Source organism: Microbacterium sp. EB106-03-03-XG65, from assembly GCF_058791955.1.
Window position 1 is genome coordinate 1,638,237 of sequence record NZ_JBYTEB010000001.1, and the last position, 15,371, is coordinate 1,653,607.

Annotated in this window: 16 protein-coding genes; 7 read left to right on the forward strand and 9 right to left on the reverse strand. The window is 68.0% G+C overall.

Features of this window, described 5'->3' with window-relative positions:
• Nucleotides 1-71: 71 nt before the first annotated feature.
• Together AC3WS6_RS07650 and ilvA are read left to right on the forward strand one after the other, a co-directional pair.
• On the forward strand, nt 72-1,304 hold the full coding sequence (locus tag AC3WS6_RS07650; RefSeq protein ID WP_492500444.1) for an AI-2E family transporter: 1,233 nt from the start codon (nt 72-74) through the stop codon (nt 1,302-1,304).
• Nucleotides 1,301-2,530: a threonine ammonia-lyase gene (gene ilvA, locus AC3WS6_RS07655; protein WP_492500445.1), complete on the forward strand. Its 1,230-nt coding sequence runs from the start codon at nt 1,301-1,303 to the stop codon at nt 2,528-2,530. The genes AC3WS6_RS07650 and ilvA overlap by 4 nt, the downstream gene beginning before the upstream one ends.
• 74 nt (nt 2,531-2,604) lie before the next feature.
• Here the strand turns inward: ilvA and greA are convergent, their stop codons facing one another.
• Nucleotides 2,605-3,093, reverse strand: coding sequence for a transcription elongation factor GreA (gene greA, locus AC3WS6_RS07660; RefSeq protein WP_492500446.1), 489 nt, complete (start codon nt 3,091-3,093; stop codon nt 2,605-2,607).
• Nucleotides 3,094-3,189: 96 nt separating this feature from the next.
• Nucleotides 3,190-3,576 carry a DUF4307 domain-containing protein gene (locus AC3WS6_RS07665; RefSeq protein WP_492500447.1) on the reverse strand — a complete coding sequence of 129 codons (387 nt, stop codon included), beginning with the start codon at nt 3,574-3,576 and terminating at the stop codon, nt 3,190-3,192.
• A 69-nt stretch (nt 3,577-3,645) separates the two neighbouring features.
• On the opposite strand from AC3WS6_RS07665, the gene AC3WS6_RS07670 reads away from it, so the two are divergent.
• Nucleotides 3,646-3,930, forward strand: coding sequence for a hypothetical protein (locus AC3WS6_RS07670; RefSeq protein WP_492500448.1), 285 nt, complete (start codon nt 3,646-3,648; stop codon nt 3,928-3,930).
• Between the two features lie 17 nt (nt 3,931-3,947).
• Here AC3WS6_RS07670 and trhA read toward each other — a convergent pair whose 3' ends face one another.
• Complete coding sequence (gene trhA, locus AC3WS6_RS07675) at nt 3,948-4,628, reverse strand: PAQR family membrane homeostasis protein TrhA (protein ID WP_492501466.1); 681 nt, start codon at nt 4,626-4,628, stop codon at nt 3,948-3,950.
• 145 nt (nt 4,629-4,773) lie between these two features.
• On the opposite strand from trhA, the gene AC3WS6_RS07680 reads away from it, so the two are divergent.
• The 4 genes from AC3WS6_RS07680 to AC3WS6_RS07695 all read left to right on the forward strand — a co-directional run bounded on the left by AC3WS6_RS07680 (nt 4,774) and on the right by AC3WS6_RS07695 (nt 9,746).
• Nucleotides 4,774-5,553, forward strand: coding sequence for an isoprenyl transferase (locus tag AC3WS6_RS07680; protein ID WP_492501467.1), 780 nt, complete (start codon nt 4,774-4,776; stop codon nt 5,551-5,553).
• 241 nt (nt 5,554-5,794) lie between these two features.
• Nucleotides 5,795-7,168 (forward strand): RNA 5'-3' helicase PhoH2, encoded by a 1,374-nt coding sequence (gene phoH2, locus AC3WS6_RS07685; RefSeq protein WP_492500449.1) that lies wholly within the window; start codon nt 5,795-5,797, stop codon nt 7,166-7,168.
• Nucleotides 7,169-7,308: 140 nt separating this feature from the next.
• On the forward strand, nt 7,309-9,540 hold the full coding sequence (locus tag AC3WS6_RS07690; protein WP_492500450.1) for a carbon starvation CstA family protein: 2,232 nt from the start codon (nt 7,309-7,311) through the stop codon (nt 9,538-9,540).
• A complete protein-coding gene (locus tag AC3WS6_RS07695) occupies nt 9,540-9,746 on the forward strand; it encodes a YbdD/YjiX family protein (RefSeq protein WP_492500451.1) in 207 nt (68 codons plus the stop codon). Before AC3WS6_RS07690 ends, AC3WS6_RS07695 begins: the two co-directional genes overlap by 1 nt.
• Before the next feature lie 128 nt (nt 9,747-9,874).
• On the opposite strand, the gene AC3WS6_RS07700 is transcribed toward AC3WS6_RS07695, so the two are convergent.
• From AC3WS6_RS07700 to xseA, 6 genes are all read right to left on the reverse strand, one after another.
• Entirely contained in the window at nt 9,875-10,708 is an 834-nt protein-coding gene (locus AC3WS6_RS07700; RefSeq protein WP_492500452.1) for a DUF559 domain-containing protein, read from the reverse strand.
• A gap of 287 nt (nt 10,709-10,995) precedes the next feature.
• A complete protein-coding gene (locus AC3WS6_RS07705) occupies nt 10,996-12,417 on the reverse strand; it encodes a class II fumarate hydratase (RefSeq protein WP_492500453.1) in 1,422 nt (473 codons plus the stop codon).
• Between the two features lie 92 nt (nt 12,418-12,509).
• A complete protein-coding gene (locus tag AC3WS6_RS07710) occupies nt 12,510-13,148 on the reverse strand; it encodes a carbonic anhydrase (protein WP_492500454.1) in 639 nt (212 codons plus the stop codon).
• Nucleotides 13,149-13,153: 5 nt separating this feature from the next.
• Nucleotides 13,154-13,792, reverse strand: coding sequence for a DUF4245 family protein (locus AC3WS6_RS07715; protein WP_492500455.1), 639 nt, complete (start codon nt 13,790-13,792; stop codon nt 13,154-13,156).
• Nucleotides 13,789-14,028: an exodeoxyribonuclease VII small subunit gene (locus tag AC3WS6_RS07720; protein ID WP_492500456.1), complete on the reverse strand. Its 240-nt coding sequence runs from the start codon at nt 14,026-14,028 to the stop codon at nt 13,789-13,791. The genes AC3WS6_RS07715 and AC3WS6_RS07720 overlap by 4 nt, the downstream gene beginning before the upstream one ends.
• A 30-nt stretch (nt 14,029-14,058) precedes the next feature.
• Nucleotides 14,059-15,351, reverse strand: a complete 1,293-nt coding sequence (xseA, locus tag AC3WS6_RS07725; RefSeq protein WP_492500457.1) for an exodeoxyribonuclease VII large subunit — start codon at nt 15,349-15,351, stop codon at nt 14,059-14,061.
• Nucleotides 15,352-15,371: the final 20 nt, after the last annotated feature.

Sequence of the window (15,371 nt, forward strand, 5' to 3'; positions counted from 1 at the left end):
TCAGCGTATCGCCGGGCGCCGACATCGGAGCCACGTCCTGGCGCTCGACGACTGCGCCGTAGACTTGGGCGATGAGCGAAGAGCAGCGTCCACGGCTGAGGGATCTCTTCCGTCTGCGCCCGGCATCGTCCGAGCGCCGCGCACCTTCCGAGCGCCCGGCGCCCGCCAAGCGCCCCGCGCCCTCCGAGACCGATGCCGCCGTGCCGGTCGGCCTGCGCATCACGGCCGCCTACGCATGGCGTCTGCTGCTGATCGCCGCGGCCGTCGCCGGCATCATCTGGCTCGTGATCGAGCTCAAGCTCCTGGTCATCCCGCTCATGGTCGGCATCCTCATCACGGCGCTTCTGTGGCCGGCGATGCAGTGGATGCTGCGTCATCGATTCCCGCGATGGCTGGCGGTCACCCTCTCGATCATCGGGACTCTCGCGATCGTGTCGCTGCTGCTGTGGCTCGTGATCTGGCAGGTCCGGGCGCAGCTGCCCGACGTGCAGGAGCGCAGCTCAGGAGCCATCGAGCAGTTCCGTCAGTTCCTGCTCACCGGGCCCCTGCACCTCAGCGAGACGCAGATCCAGAACTACATCGATCAGGGTCTGCAGATCATCAACGAGCAGACGCAGGCACTCCTCAACGGCGCTCTCGCGGTCGGGACGACAGCCGCGCACGTCGCGACCGGGGCGGTGCTCTCGCTGTTCATCCTCATCTGCCTGCTCGCAGACGGGCGCAACATCTGGCGGTGGACGCTGCGCCTCTTCCCGCGCGCGGCACGTCCGGCCGCTGACGCTGCGGCGAGCAACGGCTTCGCCACGATCGTGAACTACGCGCGCACGCAGCTGCTCGTCGCCGCGATCGACGCGGTCGGCATCGGCGTCGGCGCCGCTCTTCTGGGAGTGCCGCTGGCCATCCCGGTCGCCGTACTCGTCTTCCTCGGTTCGTTCGTACCCATCGTGGGTGCCGTCGTGACCGGCGCGATCGCCGTGCTGCTCGCCCTCGTCTACAACGGGCCATGGATCGCGCTCGCGATGCTCGCCGTGGTGCTCGGGGTGCAGCAGCTCGAGGGGCACATCCTGCAGCCGATCCTCATGGGCTCGGCGGTCAAAGTGCACCCGCTCGCCGTCGTCCTGGTCGTCGCGGGCGGGTCGATGGTCGGCGGCATCCCGGGCGCACTCTTCGCGGTGCCGCTCGCGGCGTTCGTCAACGTCGCGGCGGTCACCGTCAGCACCGGCTCCTGGCGCACCGGCGACCAACCGGACGCAGACCTGATCTGGAGCACAGTCCCGCGCGAACCTAGACGGAGGAATCGATGAGCGCAGTCCCCAGCCTGACCGAGTTCGAGAGCGCTGCTCAGAGTCTTGCTGAGGTGATCACTCACACACCCACCCTTCCGTCTCGCGCGCTCTCCGACATCCTCGGCGCACCGGTCCTGCTCAAGATGGAGAACCTCCAGCGCACGGGCTCGTTCAAGATCCGCGGCGCGGCCTATCGTCTGTCCCGCCTGAGTGCCGACGAGCGATCGCGTGGTGTGGTGGCGGCGTCCGCGGGCAACCACGCCCAGGGGGTCGCGCTCGCGGCTCAGGCTCTGGGCATCCCCGCAACGATCTTCATGCCGATCGGCGTCCCGGTGCCGAAACTGCTCGCGACCCGCGGGTACGGCGCGGAGGTCGTGCTCGAAGGCGAGACCGTCGCGACGTCGCTCCGTCTCGCATCGGAGTTCTCCGAGCGCACCGGTGCGATGCTGATCCACCCGTTCGACCATCGCGACGTCGTCGTCGGCCAGGGCACCCTCGGCCTCGAACTGCTCGAGGATGCCCCCGAGGTCGACACCATCGTCCTGGGCATCGGGGGAGGCGGCCTCATCGCCGGCGTGGCTGCGGCGGTCAAGGCCCGTGCCGCTGAGCAGGGCCGAAAGGTGCGGATCATCGGCGTGCAGGCCGAGAACGCCGCGGCGGTGCCGCCGTCGCTCGACGCCGGGCATCCCGTCGACATCGAGACGAGGCCCACGATCGCCGACGGCATCCTGGTCGCGCGCCCCGGTGCGATCCCGTTCGACATCATCAAGGACCTCGTCGATGAGGTCGTGACGGTCTCCGACGACGATCTCGCGCGTGCCATCCTGATCCTGCTCGAGCAGGCCAAGGTCGTGGTCGAGCCCGCGGGCGCCGCAGGAGTCGCCGCGATCCTCGCCGGCAAGGTCTCGGCGACGGGAACCACGATGGCGGTGCTGTCGGGCGGCAACATCGATCCGCTCCTGCTGCAGCGCGTGGTCTCGCACGGACTCGCGGCATCCGGCCGATACCTGACGATCCGGGTCCCGCTGCCCGACCGTCCCGGCCAGCTCGCGCGGGTCTCGGAGCTCATCGCCGAAGCCGGCGCCAACGTGATCGAGGCCATGCACACGCGGCACGGGCACGGTCTGCAGATCAGCGAGGTGATCCTCGAGCTGAGCGTCGAGACACGGGGCGCCGAGCACTCCGAGCACACTCTCGACACCCTGCGTCGCGCGGGCTTCGAGCCGATGATCGTCCCGGACTGACCCGGCAGCCCCGCTTCTGCATGAGAAGAGGCCCCGTCCTGCAGGACGGGGCCTCTTCTCGTGCGTGAGGACGATCAGCCGGTGTACGTCTCGACGTTCACGATCTCGACCGCGATCGACCGGCCGTTCGGCGCCTCGTACGACGACTTGTCGCCGACCTTGAGCCCGAGGATGGCCTGGCCGAGCGGGCTCGCCTCGCTGTACACGTCGAGGTCGCTGCCCGCGGCGATCTCGCGGCTGCCCAGAAGGAAGACCTCTTCGCCGCCCGCGACGAGTGCGGTCACGACCGTGCCCGGTTCGACGATGCCGCGGCTCGCGGGGGCCTCGCCGACCTTCGCGGTCTTCAGCAGACCCTCGAGGGTGCGGATACGGGCCTCCTGCTTGCCCTGCTCATCCTTCGCGGCGTGGTAGCCGCCGTTCTCCTTAAGGTCGCCCTCTTCGCGGGCCGCCTCGATGCGCTTGGCGATCTCGTCGCGCCCGGTGGTGGAGAGATGCTCCAGCTCGGCGACGAGCCGGTCGTAGGCTTCCTGCGTGAGGAAGGGAACCTGAGCGTCAGTAGACATGACGAAGCTCCTTCGTTAGTCGCCCGCCGACGTTCCGCGGGGGATATGCCAAGACGCCCCGGCACGGTGCCAGGGCGTCATCTGTCTGCGTAGAGTCTAAGCGACCCAGCAGGCCTTCACCAAACCTGTCGTGGCTTCGGCGACGGTCGGCACGGTCGTCGAGAAGGTCTGCGAGTGGCTGTCGCCGGCGGGAAGCTCGACGACCTTCCATCCCACCACCCCGAACTCCTCGTCCAGCGCCTCGACGACGCAACCCACGTCCTTGCCCCGGACCCCGGTCACCTGGAAGCGCACTTCGACGGTGTGCTCGTCGATCAGCTCGAAGCCCAGGTCGTCGGAATCGACCGAGTTCATCTGGTTCGACACCACGCTCCAGCCGAGGGCTGCGACCACCGCCACGGCCGCGACGATCCCGACGACCCAGGGCCATCGCCGTCGCCGGGTGCGGCCATAGCGTTCGTCGAGTTGCTGTGCGGTCGTCACAAGGGGGGTCTTCCGGTCGTTAGGCTGGTGATTACAGGTTATGCGACCTGTGCGTGAAAGGCAGATTCCATGCTCGCTCTGACCGAGACCCCGATGCCGACCCCCTCGATGACGGTGGCTCCAGAGCTCGTCACCCCCGGCTTCGTCGGGTTCGCTGCCGTCGTCGTGGTGCTGATCGCGGTGATCCTGCTGATCCTCGACATGAACCGCCGCATCCGTCGGGTGCGCTACCGCGAAGAGGTCCGGGAGGAGCTCGATGCCGAAGAGGCCGCGCTCAAGGCCGACGAGGCGACGGAGACCGATGCCGATCTCCCGATCGTCCGCGAAGGCGATGACGATCCCGAGAAGCGCTGATCACGCGCTGACGGCGATCAGGCTCCGAGCGAGGGCGACAGCGGCTCGAGTGCGATGAGCAGGCACGCGGTCCAGTGGCACAGGAACGCGAGCACCGTGCACAGGTGGAAGATCTCGTGGAAGCCGAAGTGGCCGGGCCACGGGTTGGGCCTCTTGAGCGCGTAGACGATGGCGCCGCCCGTGTAGAGCAGACCGCCGATGATGACGAGCGCCATCATCGTCGCGTTCGCGACGAACAGGTCAGCGAGGTACATCACCGCCGCCCACCCCAGCAGCAGGTACAGCGCGACATAGAGCCACCGCGGTGCGTTGATCCAGAACACCCGGAAAAGGATGCCGAGCAGCGCCCCGCTCCACACGAAGACGAGGAGCAGCGCGCCCTTGTCCGGCGGGAGGGCGAGCACGGCCAGGGGGGTGTATGTGCCGGCGATCAGCAGCAGGATGTTCGCGTGGTCGATCCGCTTGAGGATCACCTTGACCTTCGGACTCCAGTCGATCCGGTGGTAGAGCGCCGAGTTGCCGAACAGCAGCAGGGATGTCGCCATGAAGACCGCGGCCGCCCATTTGGCGGCGCCTCCCTGGGCCACCGCGATGAGCACGATGCCGGCGACGATCGCGACAGGGAACGTCGCCGCGTGCAACCATCCGCGCCATGTGGGCTTGATGTCGACGGCGGCGTCGTGCGCCGCCTCCGCCATGAGGGGCAGCTGGGGGACGTCGGGTGCAGTGGAGTCGGGTGTGCTCACGCCAACACTCTATGCGGGAGCCCATCCCCGCCGGCGTACATATCCTGAGCGTCAGCGCTCTGTCGCTCGAGCCCCGGCACGATAGCGTAGGCAGGTGATGACACGCGATGGCCAGGGGCGAGGGCCGCTGTACCGGCTCTACACGAACAGGCTGCGTCGTCACCTCGATCCGACGACCGTTCCCCATCACGTCGCCATGATGATCGACGGCAACCGGCGGTGGGCGCGTCAGCTGGGCTACGCGACGCCCGCCGAGGGACACCGCGCGGGCGCGGCGAAGATGCAGGAGTTCCTCGGATGGTGCGATGAGCTGGGCATCCGCGTCGTCTCCCTCTACCTGCTGTCGAGCGACAATCTGCGGAAGCGGGACTCCGCCGAGCTCGCCGACCTCATCGAGATCATCGCCGAGCTGGCGGAGGCGCTGTCACGCGAGGCGAACTGGCGGGTGAAGCACGTCGGGCGCGCCGACATCCTCCCGCCTGAGCTCGCTCGAGTCCTCGAGGACGCGCAGGAGCGCACGCGTGATCACACCGGTCTGCACGTGAACCTCGCGGTCGGATACGGAGGGCGGAACGAGATCGTGGATGCGGTTCGCAGCATCGTCACGGCGCATCAGGCGTCGGGCGGCACGATCGAGGATCTGGCCGCGCATCTCACGCCGGAGATGATCGGCGAGCACCTCTACACGGGCGGCCAGCCCGACCCCGACCTCGTGATCCGCACGAGTGGCGAGCAGCGGTTGAGCGACTTCCTGCTCTGGCAGAGTGCGCACAGCGAGTTCTACTTCGTCGAGGCGCTCGGCCCGGATCTGCGTCAGGTCGACTTCCTGCGCGCGATCCGTGACTTCGCGGATCGGGACCGCCGCTACGGGCGCTGAGCGCGGCGGTTCAGCCGCCCCGTGCGAGAGCTGCTCGCGCAGGCAGTCGGTGCGCATCGCAACGACCCGTTCACGAACTCGTAACGAACCGCTGGCGTGTCGAGGCGATGATATGCCGGTCGCTGGTCGTAGCTTCTAGGCATCGGGCAAGGCGCCCGTCGGGTCGGCCTCAGGTTCGCGACTCGTGACCCCCTGGTCGACTTGATCGAAACACCGGGAGCCCCCGGGTCGGGAGTGGGTCGTGACCTCACGTACGCAGCAGTCCAGCACCACCCAGCAGTCCAGCCGCAGCACCGTTCGCGCAGCATCCGCAGATCAGGATCAGGAGCTCCGCACCTACGTGCTCGACACCTCGGTCCTGTTGAGCGATCCGCAGGCGTTCTTCCGTTTCGCCGAGCACTCGGTGGTCATCCCGGTGGTCGTCATCACCGAGCTCGAGGGCAAACGTCACGATCCCGAGATCGGCTACTTCGCGCGGCAGGCGCTCCGTCATCTCGACGACCTGCGTGTCGAGCACGGGCGCCTGGACTTCCCGGTCGAGGTCGGCGAGGGCGGCACGCTCCGCGTCGAACTCGCGAACACCGACGCGTCGGTGCTCCCGGCGGGGATCCGGCTGAGCGACAACGACACGCGCATCCTCTCGGTCGCGATGCACCTCGCCCAGGACGGGCAGGATGTCACCATCGTCTCGAAGGACCTCCCGATGCGTGTGAAGGCCGCCTCTTTGGGTCTGCGTGCTGAGGAGTACCTCGCAGAGCAGGCGGTCGACTCGGGATGGACCGGCATCGCTTCTCTCGACCTGTCGGGCGACGAGATCAGCGACCTCTACGAGAGCGAGGTGGGCATCAGCGAGGATGCGCGCGGGATCCCGGTGAACACGGGCCTCATCATCCACTCGGAGCGCGGCTCGGCGCTCGGCCGCGTGACGGGCGAGGGGGAGTACCGCCTGGTGCGGGGAGACCGAGACATCTTCGGGATGCACGGGCGCTCTGCCGAACAGCGCATCGCCATCGATCTGCTGACCGACCCCGACGTGGGGATCGTCTCGCTCGGCGGGCGAGCGGGCACAGGAAAGTCGGCTCTCGCGCTCTGCGCGGGACTCGAGGCGGTGCTCGAGAGGCAGCAGCAGAAGAAGATCATCGTCTTCCGCCCCCTGTTCGCGGTCGGCGGCCAGGAGCTCGGCTACCTGCCCGGCGACCAGGGCGAGAAGATGGGGCCGTGGGGCCAGGCGGTCTTCGACACGCTCGGATCGGTCGTCTCGGGCAACGTCATGGAGGAGATCGTCGAACGGGGCATCCTCGAGGTGCTTCCGCTCACGCACATCCGTGGACGCTCGCTGCACGACGCCTTCGTGATCGTCGACGAGGCGCAGTCGCTCGAGCGCAACGTGCTGCTCACGGTGCTCAGCCGGATGGGTCAGAACTCCCGGGTCGTGCTCACCCACGATGTCGGTCAACGCGACAACCTGCGCGTCGGCCGCCACGACGGCATCGCCAGCGTGATCGAGACGCTCAAGGGCCACGACCTGTTCGCGCACGTGACACTCATGCGGTCCGAGCGCTCGGCGATCGCTGCGCTCGTCACCGAGCTCCTCGAGGGAGGCGAGCTGAGCTGAGACGATGGCGAGAGCGGATGCCGTGGCGTCACGGCATCCGCTTTCGCATGTCCGCGAGACACCCCGGCGATCCGCGTTCCGGATCGTCGAGCGCCGGTTTAGGCTCGTGGCATCAACCGCAGACGATGGAGTGATGCGCGATGAGCGAATCGACGACGACCGCCCGAGATGACCGGCTGCCACCCGTGGCGGTCGACGAGAGACCGCGCTGGACGCCGCTGAAGATCGTGCTCTGGGCGGCGATCGCCCTGCTGGGCGGCGTCGCCTGGACGATGCTCGCGATCGTCAGGGGAGAGACGGTGAACGCGATCTGGTTCGTGTTCGCGGCGGTCTGCACCTATCTCGTCTTCTACCGCTTCTACTCGAAGTTCATCGAGCGGAACCTGGTCAAGCCGAACGACCGGCGCGCGACACCCGCCGAGTACAAGGCCGACGGCAAGGACTACGTCGCGACAGATCGTCGAGTGCTGTTCGGTCATCACTTCGCCGCGATCGCCGGCGCCGGCCCTCTCGTGGGGCCCGTGCTGGCAGCGCAGATGGGATACCTCCCCGGCACCATCTGGATCATCGTCGGCGTCGTGCTGGCCGGAGCCGTGCAGGACTACCTCGTGATGTTCTTCTCGATGCGTCGCGGAGGGCGCTCGCTCGGCCAGATGGCCCGCGACGAGCTGGGTCGGTTCGGAGGCACCGCAGCCATCATCGCGACGCTGCTCATCATGATCATCATCACGGCGATCCTCGCGCTCGTGGTCGTGAACGCTCTGGGGGAGAGCCCCTGGGGAGTGTTCTCGGTCGCGATGACGATTCCGATCGCCCTGTTCATGGGCGCGTACCTGCGGTGGATCCGCCCCGGCAAGATCACCGAGGTCTCGCTCATCGGCTTCGTGCTGCTGATGGCGGCGATCATCGGTGGCGGGATGGTCGCCGAGACGGACTGGGGTCAGGCGATCTTCACGCTCGATCGCACGACGATCGCCTGGGGCATCATCGTCTACGGCTTCATCGCCGCCGTGCTGCCGGTCTGGATGCTGCTCGCTCCCCGCGACTACCTGTCGACCTTCATGAAGATCGGGGTGATCGTCGCGCTCGCCGTCGCCATCCTGTTCGTCCGGCCCGAGATCACCGTCCCCGCGTTCAGCGAGTTCGCCGCGGGCGAGACCGGGCCGGTGTGGGCCGGAGCGCTGTTCCCGTTCCTGTTCGTCACGATCGCATGCGGTGCATTGAGCGGATTCCACGCGCTCATCGCCTCGGGCACGACGCCGAAGATGGTCGAGAAAGAGAAGCAGACGCGCTTCATCGGCTATGGGGGCATGCTGATGGAGTCGTTCGTGGCGATCATGGCGCTCGTCGCTGCGATCTCGATCGACCGAGGGCTGTACTTCGCGATGAACTCTTCGCCCGCGGCGACGCTCGGCACGGTCGAGGGCGCGGTGGCGTTCGTGAACGGCCTCGGTCTCACCGGGGTTAACCTCACTCCCGAGATGCTCACGAGCACCGCAGAGGCGGTGGGGGAGGAATCGATCGTCTCCCGTACCGGCGGAGCTCCGACTCTTGCCCTGGGCCTTGCGCACATCATGCAGCAGTGGATCGGCGGCACCGGCATGATGGCGTTCTGGTACCACTTCGCGATCATGTTCGAGGCGCTGTTCATCCTGACGGCGGTGGATGCCGGCACCCGCGTCGCACGGTTCATGCTGCAGGACTCGGTGGGCAATGTGATCCCCCGGTTCAAGGACACGTCGTGGCGGATGGGCGCCTGGATCTGCACGGCCGTGATGGTCGCAGGGTGGGGCGCCGTGCTCATCATGGGGGTGACGGACCCTCTCGGAGGGATCAACACCCTGTTCCCGTTGTTCGGCATCGCCAATCAGCTGCTCGCCGCGATCGCGCTCGCCGTGGTGCTCACGATCGTGGCCCGTCGGCGCACGTTCAGGGTGCTCTGGGTGGTCGCGCTTCCACTGGCGTTCGTGACGGTCGTCACGGTCACCGCCTCGCTGCAGAAGATCTTCTCGACCGTGCCGCAGGTCGGCTACTTCGCGAATCATGTCGCCTTCCGGGATGCCCTCGCGTCGGGGGAGACCTCCTTCGGCACGGCGACGAGCGTCGCCGCGATGGAGGCGGTCGTGCGCAACACGATGATCCAGGGCATCCTGTCGGTGACGTTCCTCGTGCTGTCGGTGATCGTCATCACGATCTCGATCATCAAGGTCGTGCAGGCTCTGCGGCCGGGTCCTGTCGTCGATCACGAGGATCCCGAGGTGCCGTCACGACGGTTCGCGCCCGCGGGCCTCATCGCCTCGGCGGAGGAGCGGGCCGTCGAGAAGGAATGGAACGCCCTGCCTGCAGCCGCTCAACCGACGAGAGGACACTGATGGCCACCGTCGTGGCAGAGGCCGCGCGTCGCGTCTGGAAGGCCGTCGCCTGGTACGTCAACGGTGTGACGGGGCAGTCCAAGTACGCGGACTACGTGGCGCACGAGCGTGAGCGGCATCCCGATCGCATGCCGCTCACGGAGCGCGAGTTCTGGCGCCGCCACTACGCCCAGCAGGACGCCGACCCGGGCGCGCGCTGCTGCTGAGCCGTTCGGTGCGCCCGAACTGCACGCGATCCCCCGGAATGCACACCGATCTCATCCCACGCTGCGCGATCCGGGGCGTCATGTGCGATGGGAACCGAGATGCCTGAGACAGCGACGTCGAGGAGGGCCTACCGCTCCGAGGAACGGCGGATCGCGGCGAGGACCGACTTCTGGAGCTCCGACCAGTCATGCACGATCTGCGCATAGTCGAAGCGCAGGGTCTCGTATCCGCGAGCCGAGGCTGCCGCATCCCTGACGAGATCCTTGTGCCGGTGTGACATGTCATCGTGATTCGAGCGGCCGTCGGCTTCGAGGATCAGTCGTCCGCCGATGACGAAGTCGACGCGCCCGACTCCGTCGATCGTCACTTGGCAGTCGAGTCGGATGCCGAGAAGATGCAACCTCAACCGAAGCAACGACTCGAGCCCGCTGTCCGCATCAGGCCGTGCGAGATCGACAAGCCACCGCGCGTTCTCGGGGAGCGCCGCCCGAATGCGTGCGCGCGTGGCTTTAGAGAGTTTGCCGAGCCGCCACGCCGACTCGTAGGCGGCGAAGAACGCTTCATCGCCGGAGCACCGTCGCACGTGGATGAGCGCAACCGCGAGCGACGCCGCCGCAAGAGGGCGGTGGCCGCGGTAGTAGTGGGCCACGCACCGACAGTCCGGGTGCGGGTGGCCATGTCGGCCGGGACCGAGCCACACATGCACAGCGAGGACAGCCGGCAACGTCCAGACTGCGTGCGCACGAAGCACAGTCACACATGTGGCGGCGCCTCCGTGCGCGACGGCAGTACGGATGTCGTCGGGCACTCGCCCCGAAGCGAAGACGCCGGGGCGCAGCCGCTCGATCTCCCCGGCATCGACCTTGCGCGCGAGCGTGCGACGGTCGAAGCCGAGGCCCTGAAGCTGCGCGCCGCGCGCCACGCCGCCCAATCGCTGGATGGTGTCCGATGCGGAGAGCATGTCGACGACCCTGCCGTCTCTGCGGCACGCTGCGTGGACTCGAACCCGCGATGAGTGCAGAAGGTATCCGAGAAGGATGGAGGTGCAGTGCGAGTGGGCATGTCCCGGTCTGCACACGCTGCCCCGTATCGCGGCCAACCACACCGGAGAACATGTGCACGACGTGGCCTCGTGTGCAGACCGGGCGAACGGCGAAGCATCTGCCGCAGACGACGGATGCCGCAGGGAACGAGTCCCTGCGGCATCCATGTGCCGGCCCCCGAAGCGGGGGCGTCAGCAGTCGGGGATCAGCCCGGGTGGGTCATCGACAGCAGGTCGAGCTTCTCGTCGAGCTGCTCGAGGGTGAGGTCTCCACGCTCGACGTAGCCGAGGTCGATCACCGCGTCGCGCACTGTGATGCCCTTCGCGACGGAGTGCTTGGCGATCTTCGCGGCCGCCTCGTAGCCGATGAGCTTGTTGAGCGGGGTGACGATCGACGGGCTCATACCGGCGAACGCTGCGGCACGGTCGAGGTTCGCCTGCAGTCCGTCGACGGTCTTGTCGGCGAGCACGCGCGAGGCGTTAGCCAGCAGGCGGATCGACTCGAGCACGGCGGTGCCCATGACCGGGATGGCGACGTTGAGCTCGAACGAGCCGGATGCGCCCGCCCATGCGACGGTCGCGTCGTTGCCGATCACGCGGGCACAGACCATGAGCACGGCCTCGGGCACGACCGGGTTCACCTTGCCGGGCATGATCGAAGAGCCGGGCTGGAGGTCGGGGATGTGCAGCTCGCCGAGACCCGTGTTGGGGCCCGAGCCCATCCACCGCAGGTCGTTGTTGATCTTGGTCAGCGACACCGCGATCGTGCGCAGCGCGCCGGATGCCTCGACGAGTCCGTCGCGGTTGGCCTGCGCCTCGAAGTGGTCCTTGGCCTCGGTGATCGGCAGCTCGGTCTCGGCCGCGAGCAGCTCGATGACCTTCTGCGGGAAGCCGAGAGGCGTGTTGATGCCGGTGCCGGTGGCGGTGCCCCCGAGAGGCACCTCGGCGACGCGGGGGAGGGCCGACTGCACGCGCTCGATGCCGAGGCGCATCTGACGGGCGTAGCCGCCGAACTCCTGGCCGAGGGTGACGGGCGTCGCATCCATGAGGTGCGTGCGACCCGACTTCACGGCATCCTTCCACAGCTCCGCCTTCGCCTCGAAGGCGACGGCGAGGTGGTCGAGCGCGGGAATGAGAGTGTCGATGAGCGCCTGCGTGACGGCGATGTGCACCGAGGTCGGGAAGACGTCGTTCGACGACTGCGAGGCGTTGACATGGTCGTTCGGGTGCACGTTCGCCCCGAGGATGCGCGTGGCGAGTGTCGCGAGCACCTCGTTCATGTTCATGTTCGACGACGTGCCGGAACCGGTCTGATAGGTGTCGACGGGGAACTCGCCGTCGTGGGCGCCCGATGCGACCTGGTCGGCAGCCTCGGCGATCGCGTCGGCGATTGCTCCGTCAAGCGTTCCCAGCTCCTTGTTGGCCAGCGCTGCCGCCTTCTTGATGCGCGCCAGCGCGGCGATCTGCGTGGACTCCAGGCCCTTGCCCGAGATCGGGAAGTTCTCGACGGCGCGCTGCGTCTGTGCGCCGTAGAGCGCATTCACGGGGACTCGCACCTCGCCCATGGTGTCGTGCTCGATGCGGTAGCCCTGCGAGTTCTCGCCGCTGAGCTGGTCGGTGTCGGTCATTCCGAACCCTCCTTGGTTGCGGGGCCGAGCCCCTCGGTGTCGATTCTGGCTGAGTCGATGTAGTCTGGGTCTCTTCCGACCCGGACGAGTTGTTAGTCGTCGATCCCGACCGTGATGACGGGCACCGCTGTGCCCTCGGCCAGGCGGTAGTTGGCGCCCACGATGCCCAGACGTCCCTCTGCCACGGCGTTCGAGATGACCTCGGACGACTGCAGCAGGTCTCTGACCGTGTTGCGCAGGTGCTCCTGCCCGACGAGCTCGGCGTCGATCTCGTCGACGGTGGTGCCGCCGCTCTCGACGAGCACCTTGCGGGCAGCGGGCACGATCGGCGCGATGAGCTTCCAGATGTGCGGCGGAAGGGGCGCGGCGTCGATCGCGGTGCCGTCGATCGCCGCGCGCACCGCACCGCACGAGTCGTGGGCCAGCACGACGATCAGCGGCACGTTCAGAACGGCGACGGCGTACTCGAGGCTGGCCACGATCGACTCGCCGATCACCTGACCGGCATTGCGCACGACGAACAGGTCGCCGAGACCGAGGTCGAAGATGATCTCGGCGGCGAGGCGGGAGTCCGAGCAACCGAAGAGGGTGGCGACAGGATGCTGCGCCTCAGCCAGGTGCTTGCGTCGCGCGACGTCTTGGTTCGGGTGCCGGGGGGCGTCGTCGACGAAGCGCTGATTGCCCTCCTGCATCTGTTTCCAGGCGGCGGCGGGCGTGAGCGTATCGGTCATCTGTGTCACTCCGAGAGTTCGCGGATCTGGGGAACGAGGGTTTCGGCCAGCTCGCCGGTGGAGTCGGCGGAGCGTGAACCGTAGAGGAGCAGGTAATCGTCACCCGCCTGGGTGCCGATCGCATACGTGATGTTCTGCTTCGCGCCGGCGGCACCGAGCTCGTAGACGTCCCACTGCAGGCCGCCGATCGACGTGGTGTCGGTGGGCGCGACGCCGTTCAGGCGCTGCGGCGCCCAGGACGAGTCCGTGTCGAATGCCTGTGCGAGCCTGATGAATCCGCGCTCGTCCTCGGCGGAGGGCGCCAGCGTCACGTCCCAGACGGCTGTCGCACCGCTGGTGAGCTCTGCGGCGTTCACGCGCCAGAAATCCCCGAGCTCCGGCACGATCACCGGGCTGTCCATGGTGGATTCCACATCGCCGGCGATCGAGACCATGTCGATCTGCGGCGCGGTCGCGGGCTCGCCGCGGGGCACGATGAGCACGATCACCACGACGATCGCGAGGGTGGCGATGAGGGCCGCGACCAGGCTTCGCACGGTCTGGCTCGACCGGTAGGCCTTGCTGGATGCCGCCTTGCGCGCGGCGGTCTCGTCGGGCGTCTCCGGGCGACCGAGCTCGGCGACGATGGGAGCGGGCTTGTTCACGATTCGTCCTCGTCCGAGTCGCCGGAGGCTGAGGCGCGCGCCGCCTCGAGGCGGCGCTTGGCACCGAGCAGCCATTCTTCGCACCGGGCCGCGAGAGCCTCGCCGCGTTCCCAGAGGGCGAGCGACTGCTCGAGGGTCGGAGACCCCTGTTCGAGTTCTGACACGACCCTCACGAGTTCGTCCCGAGCGGCCTCGAACGACAGCGTGTCCACGGGGGTGTCGTTCAGCGCACTCACGCCTCCATCCTACGCGGTGCGCGGGGTTGCTCACGCGGTGCGAGCGGCTGCTCCCTCGGCGATCTCCCCTTCGGAGCGAGCCGCGATCGATCCGCGGTCGACGGTGATCGTCAGCGCGCTGCCGGCCGGTGCGTCAGCGGCATCGCGCAGGATGACACCGCCGTCGAGGTGAGCGATCGCGTAGCCGCGAGCCAGGGTCGCGGCCGGCGAGAGTGCCCGAAGGGATGCCCGCAGTTCGCTGGTGGCGCGGCCCGCAGCCTCGTGCTGGCGTGCGATCGTGTCGCGCCCTCGGGCCAGCAGCAGCCAGACCTCCTGCGCACGCGATTCGGTGATCGGGTCGGGCGAGCGCAGGGCCGGACGGGAACGCAGCTGCTCGAGCTGCGCGATGTCGTGCGACAGCCGCTGGGTGAGTCTCGAGGTCGCTCGTGAGCGCAGCTGCGCGATGAGTGCGCGTTGCTCGCTGACGTCGGGTACGACGCGCTTGGCGGCATCTGTCGGCGTCGATGCGCGCAGGTCTGCGACATCGTCGAGCAGCGGATGATCGTTCTCGTGCCCGATCGCGCTGACGATCGGGGTGGTCGCCGCTGCCACCGCCCGCACGAGACGCTCGTCGCTGAACCCGAGGAGCGTCTGCGGATCGCCCCCGCCGCGCGCGATGATGATCACGTCGACCTCGGGATCGGCGTCGAGTCGCGCGAGAGCGGCGAGCGTGTCGGGAACGCACCGGTCGCCCTGGACAGCCGCATACTCGGTGCGGAAGCGCACCTGCGGCCAGCGGAGCTCCGCGTTGCGGTGCACGTCCTTCTCTGCATCGGAGCGCTCGCCCGTGATGAGTCCGATCACATGGGGGAGGAACGGCAGCCGCTTCTTGCGGGAGGCGTCGAACAGACCCTCCTGGCGCAGCTGCAGGCGCAGCTTCTCGAGGCGCTCGAGCTGATCACCGAGACCGACGTGCTTCATCGCCGAGACGGTGAAGCTGAAGTCGCCGGCCTTGACGAAGTAGTCGGCCTTCACGGCCGCCACGACATGGTCGCCCACGGCGAGGTCACCGGGGATCCGGGGCCGAACGCTCGACCAGATGCGGATGGAGATCTGCGCGTCCGAGTGCGTGTCCTTGAGGCGGGCGAAGATGTTGCCGCCGCGGACATTCCATGATGTGATCTCGCCTTCGACCCACACGATGTTCCACCGAGCGATGAAGTCGCGGATCGTCCCGTTCAGTCTGGCGACAGAGGTCGGAGCGTCCGCCGAGGAGTCGCGCGGGGCGACCGCATCCGCCGGTGGGGTCTCGCCGGGCCGGGTCGACGCTTCGAAGACCGTCATCCGTTCAGTGCCCCTTCCGC

Coding starts and splice junctions, on each gene's coding strand:
- AC3WS6_RS07650 (WP_492500444.1), top strand. CDS start 72: ATGAGCGAAGAGCAGCGTCCACGGCTGAGGGATCTCTTCCGTCTGCGC.
- ilvA (WP_492500445.1), top strand. CDS start 1,301: ATGAGCGCAGTCCCCAGCCTGACCGAGTTCGAGAGCGCTGCTCAGAGT.
- greA (WP_492500446.1), bottom strand. CDS start 3,093: ATGTCTACTGACGCTCAGGTTCCCTTCCTCACGCAGGAAGCCTACGAC.
- AC3WS6_RS07670 (WP_492500448.1), top strand. CDS start 3,646: ATGCTCGCTCTGACCGAGACCCCGATGCCGACCCCCTCGATGACGGTG.
- trhA (WP_492501466.1), bottom strand. CDS start 4,628: ATGGCGGAGGCGGCGCACGACGCCGCCGTCGACATCAAGCCCACATGG.
- AC3WS6_RS07680 (WP_492501467.1), top strand. CDS start 4,774: ATGACACGCGATGGCCAGGGGCGAGGGCCGCTGTACCGGCTCTACACG.
- AC3WS6_RS07690 (WP_492500450.1), top strand. CDS start 7,309: ATGAGCGAATCGACGACGACCGCCCGAGATGACCGGCTGCCACCCGTG.
- AC3WS6_RS07695 (WP_492500451.1), top strand. CDS start 9,540: ATGGCCACCGTCGTGGCAGAGGCCGCGCGTCGCGTCTGGAAGGCCGTC.
- AC3WS6_RS07700 (WP_492500452.1), bottom strand. CDS start 10,708: ATGCTCTCCGCATCGGACACCATCCAGCGATTGGGCGGCGTGGCGCGC.
- AC3WS6_RS07705 (WP_492500453.1), bottom strand. CDS start 12,417: ATGACCGACACCGACCAGCTCAGCGGCGAGAACTCGCAGGGCTACCGC.
- AC3WS6_RS07710 (WP_492500454.1), bottom strand. CDS start 13,148: ATGACCGATACGCTCACGCCCGCCGCCGCCTGGAAACAGATGCAGGAG.
- xseA (WP_492500457.1), bottom strand. CDS start 15,351: ATGACGGTCTTCGAAGCGTCGACCCGGCCCGGCGAGACCCCACCGGCG.